14 protein-coding genes and 4 pseudogenes are annotated in these 16314 nt (G+C 60.3%); 5 read left to right on the top strand and 13 right to left on the bottom strand.

Annotation, left to right across the window (positions count from 1 at the left end; translation table 11 throughout):
* Positions 1–76: 76 nt before the first annotated feature.
* From pheT to B843_RS06585, 4 genes are all read right to left on the bottom strand, one after another.
* Entirely contained in the window at positions 77–2602 is a 2526-nt protein-coding gene (gene pheT / locus B843_RS06600; RefSeq protein ID WP_025252725.1) for a phenylalanine--tRNA ligase subunit beta, read from the bottom strand.
* Between the two features lie 54 nt (positions 2603–2656).
* Complete coding sequence (gene pheS, locus B843_RS06595) at positions 2657–3703, bottom strand: phenylalanine--tRNA ligase subunit alpha (RefSeq protein ID WP_025252724.1); 1047 nt, start codon at positions 3701–3703, stop codon at positions 2657–2659.
* Positions 3704–3829: 126 nt separating this feature from the next.
* A complete protein-coding gene (locus tag B843_RS06590; protein WP_025252723.1) occupies positions 3830–4663 on the bottom strand; it encodes a TrmH family RNA methyltransferase in 834 nt (277 codons plus the stop codon).
* A gap of 5 nt (positions 4664–4668) precedes the next feature.
* The gene (locus B843_RS06585; protein WP_025252722.1) at positions 4669–5712 is read right to left on the bottom strand and encodes an alpha/beta hydrolase; all 1044 of its coding nucleotides are present in this window, start codon (positions 5710–5712) and stop codon (positions 4669–4671) included.
* A gap of 44 nt (positions 5713–5756) precedes the next feature.
* Between B843_RS06585 and B843_RS13250 the strand changes: the two genes are divergently transcribed.
* Positions 5757–6335, top strand: coding sequence for a TetR/AcrR family transcriptional regulator (locus B843_RS13250; protein ID WP_025252721.1), 579 nt, complete (start codon positions 5757–5759; stop codon positions 6333–6335).
* Between the two features lie 334 nt (positions 6336–6669).
* On the opposite strand, the gene B843_RS13810 is transcribed toward B843_RS13250, so the two are convergent.
* Positions 6670–7407, bottom strand: a complete 738-nt coding sequence (locus B843_RS13810; RefSeq protein WP_155895116.1) for a hypothetical protein — start codon at positions 7405–7407, stop codon at positions 6670–6672.
* Positions 7408–7539: 132 nt separating this feature from the next.
* Between B843_RS13810 and B843_RS13805 the strand changes: the two genes are divergently transcribed.
* The 4 genes and pseudogenes from B843_RS13805 to B843_RS13500 all read left to right on the top strand — a co-directional run bounded on the left by B843_RS13805 (position 7540) and on the right by B843_RS13500 (position 10660).
* Entirely contained in the window at positions 7540–8310 is a 771-nt protein-coding gene (locus tag B843_RS13805) for a hypothetical protein (RefSeq protein ID WP_155895115.1), read from the top strand.
* A gap of 48 nt (positions 8311–8358) precedes the next feature.
* Positions 8359–9699, top strand: coding sequence for an IS256 family transposase (locus B843_RS06570; protein ID WP_210766213.1), 1341 nt, complete (start codon positions 8359–8361; stop codon positions 9697–9699).
* A gap of 103 nt (positions 9700–9802) precedes the next feature.
* Positions 9803–9961 (top strand): annotated as a pseudogene (locus B843_RS14280) (IS3 family transposase); the annotation flags it as partial.
* Positions 9935–10660, top strand: coding sequence for an IS3 family transposase (locus B843_RS13500; protein ID WP_155895114.1), 726 nt, complete (start codon positions 9935–9937; stop codon positions 10658–10660). The pseudogene B843_RS14280 and the gene B843_RS13500, both read left to right, overlap by 27 nt.
* Here the strand turns inward: B843_RS13500 and B843_RS14275 are convergent.
* The 8 genes and pseudogenes from B843_RS14275 to B843_RS06535 all read right to left on the bottom strand — a co-directional run.
* Positions 10657–10977 carry a GIY-YIG nuclease family protein gene (locus B843_RS14275; RefSeq protein WP_081751520.1) on the bottom strand — a complete coding sequence of 107 codons (321 nt, stop codon included), beginning with the start codon at positions 10975–10977 and terminating at the stop codon, positions 10657–10659. The genes B843_RS13500 and B843_RS14275 overlap by 4 nt on opposite strands.
* A 227-nt stretch (positions 10978–11204) precedes the next feature.
* On the bottom strand, positions 11205–11768 hold the full coding sequence (locus B843_RS06555) for a gluconokinase (protein ID WP_051483467.1): 564 nt from the start codon (positions 11766–11768) through the stop codon (positions 11205–11207).
* Positions 11769–11781: 13 nt separating this feature from the next.
* Positions 11782–12627, bottom strand: coding sequence for a GntP family permease (locus tag B843_RS06550; RefSeq protein WP_025252715.1), 846 nt, complete (start codon positions 12625–12627; stop codon positions 11782–11784).
* Between the two features lie 32 nt (positions 12628–12659).
* Positions 12660–12836 (bottom strand): annotated as a pseudogene (locus tag B843_RS13800) (integrase core domain-containing protein); the annotation flags it as partial.
* Between the two features lie 60 nt (positions 12837–12896).
* Positions 12897–13100 (bottom strand): annotated as a pseudogene (locus B843_RS13485) (integrase core domain-containing protein); the annotation flags it as partial.
* A gap of 68 nt (positions 13101–13168) precedes the next feature.
* Positions 13169–13966, bottom strand: a complete 798-nt coding sequence (istB, locus tag B843_RS06545) for an IS21-like element helper ATPase IstB (protein ID WP_025252288.1) — start codon at positions 13964–13966, stop codon at positions 13169–13171.
* Entirely contained in the window at positions 13963–15174 is a 1212-nt protein-coding gene (gene istA, locus B843_RS06540; RefSeq protein WP_081751634.1) for an IS21 family transposase, read from the bottom strand. Before istA ends, istB begins: the two co-directional genes overlap by 4 nt.
* A gap of 63 nt (positions 15175–15237) precedes the next feature.
* Positions 15238–16265, bottom strand: a pseudogene (locus B843_RS06535) (IS3 family transposase); the annotation flags it as partial.
* Positions 16266–16314: the final 49 nt, after the last annotated feature.

Raw genomic sequence — 16314 nt, 5'->3', positions numbered from 1 at the left:
AGTCTATTAATTTTATGCGGAGTCGCATGAAGAAGGCCCGGCTCCCACACGGGGAACCGGGCTCACGGGCTGAAGGCTAGGCGCGCATGGTCGCGCCGAACTTCGCGGCGGCGGCGTCGGCGGCGGCCAGGCGCCCCTCGGAGCACTCGTCGTCGGTGAGCGTGCGATCCTTGGCGCGGAAGGTCAGGGCGAAGGCCAGGGACTTCTTCCCCTCGCCCAGGGTTTCGGAGCGGTAGACGTCGAAAAGCTCAACCTTTTCGAGCAGCTCGCCTGCCGCCTCCGCGATCACCTTGCGCACGGACTCGGCCGGGGTGGCCTCGTCCACGACCAGCGCGAGGTCCTGCTTGAGCGTCGGGAACGCGGACAGGACGGGCGCGGGTGCGGGCTCGGTGAGCGGCAGCGCGGTGACGTCCAGCTCCATGGCGCAGGTGCGCGCCGGAAGGCCGAGGCGCTCGATGACCTGCGGGTGCAGCTCGCCCGCGTGGCCGACGACGGCCCCGTCGACGATGAGCTGCGCGCAGCGGCCCGGGTGCCATGGCAGGTAGCCGGACTCGTCGGTGTTGGCGAGCTCCAGCTCCACACCGGCGGCGCGGGCCACCACGCGGGCGGACTCGACGGCATCGGCGTAGGTGTACTCGCGGCCGGTTCCCCACGGGCCCTCGAACTCGGCCAGCCCGGTACCGACGGTGGCCACGTGCAGCGGCTGCTCGGGCAGGGAATCCAGGACCGCCTGCACCTCCTCGGCGCTCGGGCGCTGCTTCACCGACGGCATCGGCGAACTGCCCTCGCCGCGCTTGATGGCCACCTGCTGGAGGCCAAACAGGCTGAGGCTGGTCTGGCCGCGCGCGATGTTGCGAGACAGCGCCTCGAGCATGCTCGGCAGCAGCGTGGTGCCCAGCACCGCGTAGTCCGCGTCGAGCGGGTTCTGCACGGTGACGACCTTGCGGCGCTCGTCATCGGCGTCGAGCCCCCAGGTGTCGAAGGTGTCCTGGCGAATGAACGGGGTCGGCAGGATCTCGAGGTAGCCGTTGTAGGCCAGGGCGTGGCCGATGGCGCGTCGACGCTTCTGAGCCGGGGTGAGCCCGCGGCCGACCGGGGCCGACGGCACGATGGAAGGGATGGACTCGAGTCCCTCCAGACGCAGCACCTCCTCGACTAGGTCTGCGGACTCACCGAGGTCCGGGCGCCAGGTGGGCGGGGTGACCTCGAGCTTTCCACCGCACTCCGAGACGGCCACGGAGCAGCCGACCTCCTCGAGCCGGGAGATGACGGTCTCGCGGGAGTAGGCAACGCCAGCCATCTCCGACGGCCGCTCGACTCGCATCGTGATGGTCGGCATGGTCTCCAGCTCGCCCACGAGGGTGCGGCCGGACTCGATGGTGCCGCCGGCGATCTCGACGAGCAGCGCACACGCGACGTCGAGGGCGACCTCGACGATGGCCGGGTCGACGCCGCGCTCGAAGCGGCGCGACGCTTCGGAGCTCAGCTTGTGGCGTCGCGAGGTGCGCGCCGTGGTGATCTGGTCCCAGGTCGCGGCCTCGAAGTAGACGTTGGTGGTCTCCTCGGAGATCTCGGAGACGGTGCCGCCCATGACGCCAGCCAGCGAGGAGATGCCGTTGTCGTCGCAGATGACGACGTCCTCGGCGTTGAGTTCGCGCTTGACGTGGTCGAGGGTCTCGAACTTCTCCCCTTGCGTTGCGTTGCGGACGACGAGGTTGCCCGCGACCTTGTCCGCATCGAAGGCGTGCATCGGCTGGCCGAGCAGCAGCATGACGTAGTTGGTGACGTCGGTGGCCGCGTTCACTGGGCGCTGACCGCAGAGCATGAGCTCGCGCTGCATCCAGAACGGCGACTCCGCCTTCGGGTCGATTCCCGAGACCTTGCGCAGGCCGAAGCGGCGCGCCTTGGTCGACGGCTCGAGGGTGACGTCGATCAGCGAGCCCTCGGCGGCGGGCACGCCGGAGACGTCGATGCCCGCCACCTTCGGATCCTGCGCAGGATCGGTGAAGGTGAGGTTGAACGCCGAGGCGAGCTCGCGGGTCAGCCCTCGCGCGGAGAGCGCGTAGCCGCGGTCCGGGGTGATGTTGACGTCGAAGACAGTGTCCAGAAGACCGACGATCGGGCGGGCGTCGGTACCCGGCTCGCCCACGGAAGGATCGAGGGTGATGATGCCGGAGTTCTGCTTGTCGGCCAGGCCCAGCTCGGCGGCGGAGCAGATCATGCCGGCGGACATGCGCCCGTAGGTCTCGCGCGTGGCGATGGCGAAGTTGCCCGGCAGCACGGTGCCCGGCAGGGAGACCACCACGGTGGAGCCCTCGACGAAGTTGCGGGCGCCGCAAACGATGGACTGCAGCTCGCCGGTGCCGTTGGCGTCGCCGACGTTGACCATGCAGTGGCGGATCGGCTTCTTGAAGCCGGTGAGCTCCTCGATACTCTCCACGCGGCCGATGACCAGCGGGCCGGTGGTCTCGGGGATCGCGGCGTAGCCCTCGGTCTCGAAGCCAACGCGGACGTAGCCCGAGTCCAGCTCCTCGGCGCTCACGTTCCAGCCGGGGTTGGAGTACCCGAGCAGTTTCGTCACCCAACTCTGAGCGATCAGCATGAAAGTTTTCTCCTTATTAGAAAGTCTGTGAGTTCAGATAGCAGGTGACGAGTGTTAGGCGCGGACGCCGAACGGTTGGGTGAAGCGGACGTCGCCCTCGACCATGTCGCGCATATCGTTGAGGCCGTTGCGGAACTGCAGGGTGCGCTCGAGGCCCATGCCGAAGGCGAAGCCGGTGTAGACCTCCGGGTCGATGCCCGCGGCGCGCAGGACGTTGGGGTTGACCATGCCGCAGCCGCCCCACTCGATCCAGCCGGCGCCGCCCTTCTTGTTGGGGAACCAGACGTCGACCTCGGCGGACGGCTCGGTGAACGGGAAGTAGTTGGTGCGCATGCGGGTCTTGGTCTCCGGGCCGAACAGGGTCTTGGCCAGGTGATCCAGGGTGCCCTTCAGGTGGGCCATGGACAGGCCCTTGTCGACGGCCAGGCCCTCGACCTGGTGGAACACCGGGGTGTGCGTGGCGTCGAGCTCATCGGTGCGGAACACGCGGCCCGGGCACACGACATAGATGGGAACCTCGCGGGAGAGCATGGTGCGCATCTGCACCGGCGAGGTGTGCGTGCGCAGCACCTGCTTCGAGCCCGGCTGCTCGACGTGGAAGGTGTCCTGCAGGGTGCGGGCCGGGTGGTCCGGGATGAAGTTCAGCGAATCGAAGTTGAAGTACTCGGCCTCGACCTCGGGGCCGTCGGCGACCTCGTAGCCCATGGCCACGAAGATGTCGGCGATGTTCTCGCTCAGAGTCGTGATCGGGTGCAGCGCGCCCACCTGGGAACGGGTGGAAGGCACGGTCACGTCCACGCGCTCGGCCTTGAGGACCTCGGCGTTGCGCTTCTCCTCCAGCTCCTGCTTGACCTCAGCAAATCGCTTTTCGACGCGGCCGCGCGCTATGTTGACGATGCGGCCAGCGTCCTTGCGCTGGTCCTTGGGCAGCGAGCCCAGGGCCTTGCGCGCGGAAGGGATCGGGGCGGCGTCGCCCAGGTGGTCGCGACGTGCAACGGCGAGCTCTTCCAAGTTGGCTGCGGCCTCGAACGCCTCGACCGCCGCCTGAGCTGCGGCGTTGAGGCTCTCCTCGGTCAATTCAATTGCTGGATTCTCGGACACTAATCGACTTTCTACTTCAAATGAACACTGAAGATCTTCACGTGCGCCGCCGGAATCGCCGACAACGCAGGGCAAACCTATATACTAGCGCCCCGCTTCGGAGGGTGCGCGCATTCCCCCGCCCGCCTACCGGGCGTCCGCGATGCGGGTGACCTGAACCTTGGCCGACTCGTACAGACAGATCGAGGCCGCCGTGGCGAGGTTGAGCGACTCGGCGCGCCCCCGGATCGGGATGCGCACGCGGTGGTCGGCCAGCGCGAGGAGCTCCTCCCCCAGCCCGTGCGCCTCGTTGCCGAACAGCCACGCGGTCGGCTTGGCCAGCAGCTCCTCCGCCTCGTCGAGGTTGACCTCGCCGTCGGCCGCGGTGGCCAGAATCTGCAGCCCCTTCGCGCGCAGCTGCCCCAGCACGTCCTTGATGTTGGTGTCACGCGCGACGGGCAGGTGGAAGATCGACCCCGCCGAGGAGCGCACCACCTTCGAGGAGAGCGGATCCACGGTCTCGCCAGCGAAGATGACCGCGTCCGCCCCCATCGCGTCCGACACGCGGATGAGGGTCCCGGCGTTGCCCGGGTCGTTGGTGAGCACGGGAACGCTCACGAGGTTCGGGCGCCCGCCGAGCGCCTTGCCCGTGGACCACAGGACCGGCTCGCAGACGGCGAAGATGCCCGGCGTGGCGTTGGTGTCGGATAGGTGCTTGGCCGCGCGCTCGGTGATCGGGTGCACGTAGACATTCATGTGCCCGGCCATGCGAACGATGGGTTCGAAGCGCTCCGCGGCCTTCTCCGTCACGAACACGTCCTGGGCCGCGCCCGTGGCGACGGCCGCCTCGACCGAGTTCTCCCCCTCGACGATGAACGACTTCGCCTTCCGGCGTTCCGGCGCGCGGTGCAGCTTCGCTGCCTTCACGATGCGCGGCGTGCGCTCGGTAAATGCGTTCTCAAAGTCGAGGTCTACTGTCATGTGCCCTAATTTACCGTGCTGCGGATGATGTCAACGAACTGCTCCCGCTTCTCCACGGGGAAGTTGTGCCCCGAGTCCGACTCGATCTTTGTGGCGCCCGCAGGTAGCGACTCCATGACCCGTGCAGCGTCGGCGTCGCTCGCGGCCGCGAGGAGCACCTCGCCCTCATAACGCGCCCGGCAGTGGACATAGGTGACCGGCGCTTTGATGGCCGCGAGCGTGGCCGCCTGATCGAAGCCCTCGTTCCAATAGCCGGTATAGAAGGCGTCCCCGAAGGCCGGGTCGTAGTCCATCACGTACACCTCCGCCTCGTTCATGGCGGGCGGCATCATCCACAGTGTGATGGGCTCCCCCGGGTGCTTCTCGTGGTAGTCCGCTCCGTCGTCGATGAATCCCTGCGCCGAGCCCCCGAAGAACTCCCACAGCTTCTGGGTGCGCCACTGGTAGCCCTGCCAGTCGTCCTCCCCGCTGGCGAGGAACTCGTGGGTCTCGGTTGCCAGGTCCTGGTAGTTCCACGTGTTCTTGGCCGCGGGAAGCTCAGTTGCAAAGAAGGGCGGGTCTTCCAGAACGACCGACTTCACCAGCTCGGGGTGCGCCGCCGCGATGATGGCGGCGAGTTGCCCTCCGGAGGAGTGACCGCTCAGCGTCACAGGTTGGCCGATGGTGGCGATGTAGCCCGCCAGCACCTCCGCGACCTCAGTCGCCTTATAGGAGCCCATCCGCGCCGACCCGCCGTGCCCGGGCACGTCGATCGCAAAGATCTGATTCGTCCTCGCGAGGTCGCGCAACGCGTATCCGTATTGCCGCCAGGCGCTCGCCTGGCCGTGGATGAGGACGATCGGGGTGGCGTCGCGGGGCCGGCTGACCCCGACGTTGAGCTCCACACCGTTCACCTCGACCCGTTGCTCGGCGAAGCCCGCCTTCTCCAGCGCCCTGACGAGGCGGCCGTGGTAGCCCGTCGTGTACCACGCCCAGCCCCCGACGCCCATCGCGCCCGCGGCGAGCAGCGCCGCCAGCACGACTCCCGCGATCCTCAGCGCCTTCTTCATGCCGCACCACCTTTTCAATACAGCTGTATTGTAATGTGAATGGGGTGACCGAGCGCCGCAACCACGAAGAGATCCGCGCCACGCTGGTCGAGGCCGCCATCGACCTCGCCGCCGGTGGCGGCACGGCGGCCGTCACCTTCCGCGGGGTCGCGGCGCGCGCGGGTGTCTCCGCGGGCAAGGTGCAGCACTACTTCCCCACCGCCCAAGCGCTACAGGCGTCCGCCCAGCAGGCGCTTACCGACGCCGCCCGCGCCGCCGTGGAGAACGCGGTGTCGGCGGGCACGCCGCGCGCGCAGATCGAGGGCATCGCCGAGGCCCTGCTCCCCGCGGACGATGTGTCGATGCGGGACGCGAGAGCCCACGTCGCCTTTTTCCACTCCGTCGTCAACACCGACCCCGGCGAGTTCGCGCGCGGACCACGCCGCGTGATCGCGCTCGTGCGTTCGATCCTCGAGGCAGCCGACCTTCGCGCAGGCATCGACCCCGCCCACGAGGCAAAGATCCTGTGGGGTCTCATCGACCCGACCGCGGTACTCGGCGGCTACCGCGGCGCCGAGGAAAACAAGGCCGCGCTTCAGTATCATCTTGACCGGATTTTCCTGCCTAAGGCCTCTTGCGCGTAGCGATGGCAGTGAAGGCCGCATCGCTTTGAATTAGTAAAAGCAGCTCGCACGCACCTGTAGCTTCGCCTCCAGTGTCCCTGCGCTTCCCTGCGAGGGGTTCGTCGCCCTCAACCTCTTTTGTCCAATGAGGACTGTCGAAACACACGGGGTCAGACAGCCAAGGTATCTGAGGCACCGAGGCCCCCAGCAGCTTGACCACAGAGATCTACTCTTCACACAGGTGAGACCCTCGCTGATCTCGCACAAATTCCATCCGTTGATCTCGTGAACGACCGCACGATGGATCAGGACTACGCCTTTCCTATGCCTCGATTTGGCATCCAACGTGGGCAGATTAAGACGAAGACAGAATTTCGGCAGCTGGATCCCCGGAATACTGAGTCACGACCTGCTGATAGGCAAGCGTTGCAAGGTCTTCGCTATGCCAGCGACGGAAAAGGCTCGCTTCCCCTCTACGCATGAGTTTCAAACATAGTGTCTGCAAAGCCTCCCTCACCAGTGGCTCTTTCAAAATCTCTTGGACCAGCCCGGAAGGAAAAAACAACGCATCGGTAGTAGTCACCGAATAGGAATGCGAGTAATAAAAGAGCGGGAGCTCATCAAACAACGGCTGCCATTGCTCTTTAATGGACATTTTTCCGCCTGCATATTTGAGAAATGATCCCGGGGCAAGATTAAGAAATGCCATGGGAACCTGGAGTACTTCCCCATCATCTAACACCAACTGCTCAAAGTGGCGCCCGCACACGTAGATTTCCAAACACCCCACGTTCAGTGTTGCGAGCCTGCCCCCGGCTGTAGAGGGACAATCACTGATTGTCCAATACTTCTTCTCCAGCTCCACGGCACATGGCACGGCAGACAAAGTGGAACCTAGATCACCAATCACCGAAGCGGCAATCGGAAATGGCGACCCGTCAGGAAGACACCAAAAGGGATGCTCCTTTTGCGCGAATGGGTGATTCATCAATTTGGGATGGCCCTTGAGCGGGCGCCCCGCTCCCCTCCTGAACTGCGATATGTCGAAGGCGAAATCCCCGCAAGCCCAGTGTTTTTGCTCTTCGAGACTCACGATCGCATCGAACGGGCTCGGACCCGAATAGTCGATATTGAACTGTCGATTTCGTAGCGTTCTTCCTTCCCCGCGTGGCTGTGCGGAAGTTTTGTTGGAGCTTATGCGGCCCCGATGAATGAGGGGCCTGTTATGGGCTATTCGAAGGCGATCCGTCGGCGGGCGCTAGAGCTATTTGATCAAGGTTGTGATGAGAATGAAGTCGCGCGGCTGCTTGGTCCTAACGGTCCGTCAGCGACGACAGTGCGTCGGTGGCGGATTCAGGGCGTGGTGACTGATCAGCGAATAGGAGATCCGAAGCTGATCGGGTTCGTAGTGTCGCGGATGGTGCTCACGGATGCTACCGCGACAGCATTGGGCAGGCGTTTGGGGATTAATCCTTCCACGATTTACTGCTGGGTGAGAAACACTCGCCATATGATCGAAAACAGTCAATTCGATGACATAGATGAGGCTGCTCGTGTGATCATGGAAACCGTGGTACGCGATCGAAAAGATAACAATGAACGCCGCCGGGACGCCTACGCTGCCCAACGCGCGGCAAGGACCGCTGGTGTGAGGGTTCCTGCTGATGTCGAAGTGGCTGCAGCACAGGAAATAGGCGATGACATTGTTGTTCCCGAGGGGGTTGCCCCAGCTATGTACGGGGTGGTCTCACAGCCTTTAGCTGTTGATGATTTACCCGATGACCCAGAGGAACTGCGTAAACTGCTGATCGAAGAACGCAACCTTCGTGCCACCGCTGAAGCAATGGTGGTGGTGCTGGGAAAAGGCGAGCCTCCGGTAAAGACACCGGAGAAAGCGACAATGGTCAATCTTCTACGTGAAGCCGGGTTCACTGCGGTGCTGGCACGTCGGTGTGTAGGGATTGCTGAATCCACGTATTTTTGGGAGAGTGTCTGATGGTTTGTGTGTGGGTGCCCGACCCGCATAAGGAGATAGACCAGAATGATGACTGTGGCACGACGAGACCCAGCCGATAAGGCCAAGATTGACGCAATCGAGCAGAAGCTGCTTGCTAACCCAGAAATCGCGAAGTTGATTGATGAGCTCGGTACCTCTACCACTGATGCGAACGACCTAGTTCGAGGCATGTTACAGGCCTCGATTACAAGGGGTTTGAACGCTGAAATGGATGCCCACCTGGGGTATCAGGCTGGTGATCGAGACGGTAAAGCCGCTGTCGGTACGGATAATCACCGAAACGGCAGCTACCCGAAGACCATTGACTCGAACTACGGGCCGGTCACCGTGGACGTCCCAAGAGACAGAGCTGGCACGTTTGTCCCCACGATGGTGCCGAAAGGCTCGAGGCGTTTAACCGATATCGATGATCTGATCATCAGCTTGTACGCAGGTGGCATGACAATCCGTGATATCCAGCATCATCTCGCCACCACGATGGGTGTGGATATCTCCCACGAGACAATCTCGGCGATTACCGACGCCGTACTTGATGAAGTCATGGTGTGGCAAAACCGCCAGTTGGATGAGTTCTACCCAGTCATCTTCCTTGACGCGTTGCGAATCAAGGTCCGTGATGGGGGCCGTGTGATCAACAAGTCTGCGTACATGGCCATCGGAGTGGATCTCGAAGGAATCAAGCACATCCTGGGCTTGTGGATCGCCAAGGAGGAAGGAGCATCGTTGTGGGCCCAGGTGTGTTCCAACCTCGCTAACCGCGGTGTCAAAGATGTCTTCATCGTCTGCTGCGACGGGCTCAAAGGCCTACCAGAAGCCGTGGAATCCACCTGGCCTGGGTCCATGGTTCAAACGTGTATCGTGCACCTGATCAGGGCGGCAAATAGGTGGGTTTCCTACGGGGATCGTAGGGCCGTATCTGCAGCGTTGAAAAAGGTCTACACCGCACCGGATGAGCCAACCGCTGCCGCAGCCTTGGATGAGTTCGAGGCGTCTGAACTAGGTGAGAAGTACCCGAGGTCGGTGAAGGTGTGGCGGGATGCGTGGGAGAGGTTTACCCCGTTTCTGCAGTTCCCACCGGCTGCGAGGAAGGTGATCTATACGACGAACTCGATTGAATCTTTCAATAATGAGCTGCGGAAGGCCACCCGGAACAGGGTGCAGTTCACTAATGATGAGTCAGCGATGAAGACGCTGTGGCTGATGATCTGCCATATCGAAGACAAACGAGCAGTCAAGCGGGCTAGGGAAGGCAAACGCGTCTCCGCCTCTGCTGGCCGGCTCGTGGAAGGTGGACGGGTTGCCGGATGGAAACACGCCATCAACCAGATGGCTGTGGCCTACCCCGACCGCTTCGACAAATACATGTAAGATTCAGCCCCACACACAAACAACTTGACACCCTCATTTTTGGTTCAACGCCCAAGCTGACAACCGTGCGCAACGCCACAAGCGCCGCGGTCAACTCGTAGAGGCAATCCGAACGCTCTGTACCACTGCTACGCAAGAAGCCGGAGCCTGCGGGGCGATCTATGGGTACCGAGTTGTGCACCAAATCCTACGCAGCCAGGGGTTGAGAGCCAATGAAAAACTCGTCCGTGAAATCATGGCCGAAGAAAACCTTCAGCCTGTCCAGCGCAGGAAAGGCGTGTACAGCTCCTATGAAGGCGAAAACCAGCACTGCCCAGAAAACCTCATCCTCGTCGGTGATGACGGGCAGCTGCCACCTAGGTGGGGACAACCATCTACGCACTTTACGACCCATAACGCCACCTACCCCGATGCGCCGCTGCAGCATGACTTTCATGCCGATCACCCGGGCCAACGGCTGGTGACTGATATCAGCGAATTCAAAGCCAAAGACGGGAAACTGTATCTTTCCCCGCTGGTGGATTTGTTTGATGGGATGGTGATATCCGCGACTGCTGGTTGTCACCCCACCACGGAACTAGCCGTTGTCATGCTAGAAGAAGGACTTGCCACACTAGAAGAAAAGTCCTGCCCGATCGTCCACACCGATCGTGGCGGCCAATACCGAAGCCAAGCCTGGTGCAACGCGGCCGGCGACAAGGACACCCCACGGTTTATCCCATCGATGTCACGAAAAGCCACAAGCGGTGACAATGCCGTGGCAGAGGGCTTCTTCGGGATGCTCAAACGCGATCTATTCCCCACCGCCAGAGCCTGCGAAAACTACACCATCGCTGAGCTAATCCGGAAAATAGATCAATACATCGATTGGTACAATAACCGCAGAGTCAAAGCCGGGCTAGGCTACAAGACCATCAAACAAAACCGCGAGGAATACTCACGGCAAACCCAGGCCGCCTAAAGACTCCAACAAAACCTCCGCAGGCCCCGTTGGGTTTCAATTATCAGCCTCTCAACCCGATTGAGGTCAGCAGCTGGGACGTCTAAGAACGCAAATGCGGTGACATCCGTCCAAGGCTTATGACCTGACCCGTGCACATGCTGAGTAAATCGAGAACGAACGTCGACACTTTGCCCTACGTAACGCTCTCCGTTTGCAAACTCGAGAATATAAATTCCGGTATGGCCGCCCTCGAGGATCGACGCCAAGGACGTCGCTCCCCGCAGTTCAAATCGCCTAAAACGGAACTCTTCGGCGTTGCGTTTTTGTATTCCCATGAATTGAGGGTGTCACACGATGTAGGGACCCGCGGGTGATTCTGGGAATTTAATCCCTACAGATTTGATGCAGTTCTCCCCTCTAGGGACTCAATTGTGTGAGCCCCCCCTCGAACCGAGTTCGCGGATTGTGCCTGTTTACACAAATTGTGCCTTTTGCTAAGGAGCATTCCCCGTAACACTTTGGTATTTCGGCCCAAGAGTCCAGACTGTTCGGAGACCGGCACTCACTCCCCTTGAGTCTCGTAAGTCAATCTCGCATATCCTTCATCCTCGCGCACGATCGCAGAGATGATGCTGTCCACCAGCTCCTGCGGCTCCTTGGAAATGTCAAGGACAAAGCCTTGTTCATCAAGCTCTAGCGGTTCCAGCGTGTCCAGCTGGGAATCGAGCAGGTGCACTGGAAAGAAGTGCCCGGAACGGGTGCGCAATCGTGATTCCAGAACTTCGCGGTCTCCGTCAAGGTGAAAGAACACCACGTGTGGGTTGGATTCGCGCAGGACGTCGCGGTAGCTGCGCTTGAGCGCTGAGCACGTCACGATCGTTGATTCCTCATGGTCGTGCATCCAATCGCGCAATCGACGCAGCCACGGCCACCGGTCTTCGTCGGTAAGCGGATGACCCGACTCCATCTTCTCTATGTTTACCCTCGGATGGAAGTCATCGGCCTCAGCCACCTCCCAGCCCAAGCGCTCTGAAAGGAGCCCAGCGACTGTAGTTTTTCCACAACCGGAAACCCCCATCAACACGACTTGCAACGGATACTCGGTTTGTGGCTCTTCGTTGATCATTATCCTTATCCCCCTATGCGAACACGACGTAGACCACGGACACCAACGCAAACCCCATCAGTGACTCAATGGTTTGCTGCACTGTCCAGGCCCGCAACGTTGTCTTGACATCCATCCCAAGCAATCGTCCGACCAGCCAGAATCCTGAGTCGTTGACATGCGAGGCCATGACCGAACCGGCAGAGGCCGCCAAGACGATGCACGCCACTCCAAGCTGCGACAATGAGGCCGCCGCCACTGCCGGGGCCATGAGGGAGATGGAGGTAATGAGCGCAACGGTGGCAGACCCTTGGGCAATTCGCAGCGCCACGGCGACGAGATACGTTGCTAACAACAGCGGGACACCAAGATCACGCATCACATCCGCGAGAGCGTCGCCAATTCCGGAAGCACGAAGAATGCCGCCGAACATGCCACCTGCGCCGGTGACCAGGATGACCGAGCAAACTGGTCCAAGCGACGAGTCCATGATCTTCTCAATTCCCGTTTTGTCGGATCTAATGTGCCTTCCCAAGACCACCATTGCGACAAGGACCGAGATGAGCAAAGCGATCGGGGTTTGACCCAGCTGAATGAGGGCGACCACCCAGGGGGAATCTGCAGTTCTCACGTTTTTTGCTTGATCCGTCACTGTCCCGGCGATCACGCCTGACTGCACAAGCGCGTTCAGGCCGGTGTTTAGGAAGATCAGGAGTGCTGGCAGAACGAGGCACGACAGTACCTTTCCCATGCTTGGAAGCTCTTGAGATAGATCACTGTCATCGACGGTCCCGAAGAACTTTGGCATCTCGACATTGAAGCGCTTGGCGCACGCCCTGCCCCACAACACGCCGGGACCCTCACCCCGGATTGTGGACACGGGGTTTGTAGCAAATTTGGTTGGGTTCTATCTTAGGCGGCGGCCTCGTAATCATCGGGACTAAGGTAGCCGCACCAGGTGTGGAGTCGGTGCGTGTTGTAGCGGGTACACCAGTAGAAAACCTCCCTTCGACATACTAGGTGATTGTCAAACACTTTCCGGTCTTGAAGCACTTCACGCTTGAGCGCTGAGTTAAACGACTCCGCTAGGGGGACCCTCACCCCGGATTGTGGACACGGGGTTTGTAGCAAATTTGGTTGGGTTCTATCTTAGGCGGCGGCCTCGTAATCATCGGGACTAAGGTAGCCGCACCAGGTGTGGAGTCGGTGCGTGTTGTAGCGGGTACACCAGTAGAAAACCTCCCTTCGACATACTAGGTGATTGTCAAACACTTTCCGGTCTTGAAGCACTTCACGCTTGAGCGCTGAGTTAAACGACTCCGCTAGGGCGTTATCCGCACTTGTTCCCACAGCTCTGTCAGCGGCGGTTGAAATGTAGCCCAGTTTCGACGGTTGAAATGTAGCCCAGTTTTTGTGTGTGGTTAGTTTATCTGGTGTTCTCGCTCGGCGGCGATCGAGGGGAGTATGTCTTCATGTCCTGTGATGCGGAAGCTGTTTCCTTTGTGGGTGAAGATTTCCGCGTGGTGGACTATTCGGTCAATCATTGCCGCTGCGATAGTCGCGTCACCGAAGCATTCACCCCACCTGGAAAACGGCAGGTTAGATGTCATGATGAGCGAGGCTTTCTCGTATCTGGTCGACACTAGCTGGAAGAACAGGTTGGCGGCTTCGGCTTCTATGGGGATGTAGCCCACCTCGTCGACGATGATGAGGTCATAACGGCCCAGCTTGGCTAAGAGTTTCGGCAGACTACCTGTGGAGTGGGCGTGGGTGAGTTGCTGCACCCAGCCGGCTGCGGTATCGAACAGGACTCGGTGGCCGTGCCGTGCAGCGATGACCCCTAGCCCGATGGCCAGGTGGGTTTTCCCTGTCCCGGGTGGGCCGAGGAAGATGACATTGCAGCCTTGAGCAATCCACGCAGATGTCTCCAACCGGGCGATTTTGGCCCGGTCGATGGCTGGCTGAACCATAAAGTCAAAGTCTTCAATAGTCTTGATGTGGGGAAAGCCTGCACGCTTAATCCGTGCCTGCGCCCCTGATGCCTGACGGGCTGAAGCCTCAACAGACAAGACAGCGGCTAGGTACTCTTCATAGGTCCACCCACCGTCACGGGCTTGTTCGGCCGTGTCATGGTAGGTGCTGCGGATGCGTGGGGCTTTGAGCACTGTGGCGATGTGGGCTAGCTCGGCATCGATTTGCTTGTAATTGATGGCGCTCATGCCGAGTACTCCTGCCAGCCGGTCAGTCGGTCATAGACGTTTAAGTCCGCCGTTTCTACGACAATGTCTCCTAGACGCGGTGTGGGTTGTGCAAGCTGTTGGCGCATCTGTTTCGCCAACCTCTGATGCTGCGGGTCGGTGACCGTGTGGTTTTTGCCCCACACCCTTTCGTGGTCGGCAACAATCAACCCGGTGCCATCGGTAACTAGTACCCGATCGAGTTGTACAAAGATGGTGACAATCTTGCCGATGGCTGAAGGCGATACCGAGTACCGATTAGCATCCACAGACACGTAGTAGTTCCTCGGTAACCGTACCTGCCTGGTCAAACCGGTCTGCGGTGGATACGGGGGAAGCGGATTCATAGCAGCCTTGTCGACTACCCATCGGTCTACCGGGCGTTGCGCCAAGCTGGCGTGCACACGAGTGTTCGCAATCGTGTCAATCCACCCATCAAGCTGTGCTTGCGCGTCCTGATGATCGGCAAAGTGCCGGCCGGGGAAAAACGATGTTTTCAGGTACTCGTTGTGGCGTTCGACAATGCCTTTCGTTTCCGGATCCCTCGGCGGGGCTTGTTTGATGCGCACACCCAACGTGCCGGAAAACCCGACGACCTGATCGACGAGGCGTTTCTGGCCGATGCCGGATTCGTGATCCCACAACAGTTGCTTGGGTACTACGCCAAAACGTTGCTGAAGCAACAGCCACATCCCAGACACCAGATCACCGGTTGTCCTAGTGGGAAGAACACACGCGGCCATGAACCTGGAATACGATGCCACCATCACCAACACCGGGAACACCCCCGCGTGACCATGCGTATCGGGGATACCGTCATCGGGGAACATGAGGTCACATTGAATCTGCACACCTGGCTTATGGTCGAGGGTATCGACTGGGTCGTGGGGGAGATACTCGGGGCGGATTCGTCGGATGTTTTCCCTAAACCACGACATCGAGCCCTGCCAGGCGACGCGCTGTGCGATAACCGTGGCTTTCATATCAGGGACCTCGTCGAGCAAGGCCCTAACGTCCAGTTCCACCTCGTCAAACGCGGTCTTTTGTGGAGCTCGTTTGGAATACGACGGAGGTGTGTTGCTGGCTAAGGCCCGCTCTACCGTCTTTTTCGCGCAGCCGACTGTTGCTGCGATCTTGCGAATCGACATGCCATCTTTGCGCAAAATCCTGATCTGCGCCCAATCATCCATGGAAATCACCCATCCAATTCTTCTCGGATGGGCTACTTTTCCACCGTCATTCTTGGGCTACTTTTCCACCGTCACTGACACAGCTCCCATCGATTGGGTCACGCCGAATTTCTCGCACAACTGCCTGTATGCCGCCGATGTATAGACGCTGCCGTGGTCGGAGTGGAATATCGCCCCTTTAAGGTTTCCGCGGATACCTTTGGCCATGGTCAAGACCTCTTCCACCAAACTGGTGCGCATATGGTCGGCGATAGCAAACCCGACCAGTTTCCGGGAGAAACAGTCAATGACGGTAGCGAGGTACATATTCGCCCCACCAGCGATGGGGAGATACGTAATATCCCCAACGTAGACCTTATTGGCCTGGTCAGAGTCAAATTTCCGGCACACAAGATCCGCAAATGTCGATCCTCCACGCTTGGACCTTGTTGTGGTGACGGCGCGGGCTTTGCTGTAGCCGGCGATGCCTAGCATGCGCATCAGCCTGGCAACCTTCTTGTGATTGATCCCCGGATGATCCGGATCAGTTTCACGCAGCCTCCTGGTGAGGACAATCGCGATGCGTTTAGCACCGCAACAGCCGTTCTCTTCCTCAAAGATCGTTGTAATCATCGCGCACAGAACAGCGTCGTCGATGACCGCCTTGTCGCGGGTGGGCTTGGCTTGTCGCCACTTGTAGTACGAGGCTCGATTGACGTCGAGGACCTCGCAGATCCGCTTGACCGGGTAATCGGTGCGGGTGTCATCAACGAACCGGAAGCGGATTATCAGTTCGTCTCTTCCGCGAAATACTTCGCGGCCCTGCGCAAGATGTCGCGCTCTTCGCGGAGTTTCGCATTTTCGACTTCCAACTGTCGTAAACGCTTTGCAGTCGTGACCTCGCCCGCAGGGTCATCCTTTTCAGGCTTGGTAACTGTCGTGCCATCTTTGCGGGTCTTTGTCCCTGTTCCCAGGGCGATCACCCAATTTTTCAGGGTGTTGCGGTTGATACCGAGATCCGCGGCGATCTGGTTATACGTCGCCTAAGGAGTGTTCTCGTAGAGTGCGACAGCGTCACGCCGGAACTGCTCGGTGTAAGTCTTTGCGGGCATAAGCAGACGATACCTTTCCGCCAGCCAGATGCTGGCTTCAACGTGTCCA

This window comes from Corynebacterium vitaeruminis DSM 20294 (genome assembly GCF_000550805.1).
Lineage (GTDB): Bacteria > Actinomycetota > Actinomycetes > Mycobacteriales > Mycobacteriaceae > Corynebacterium > Corynebacterium vitaeruminis.
This window is presented reverse-complemented; position numbering and strand designations above follow the sequence as displayed.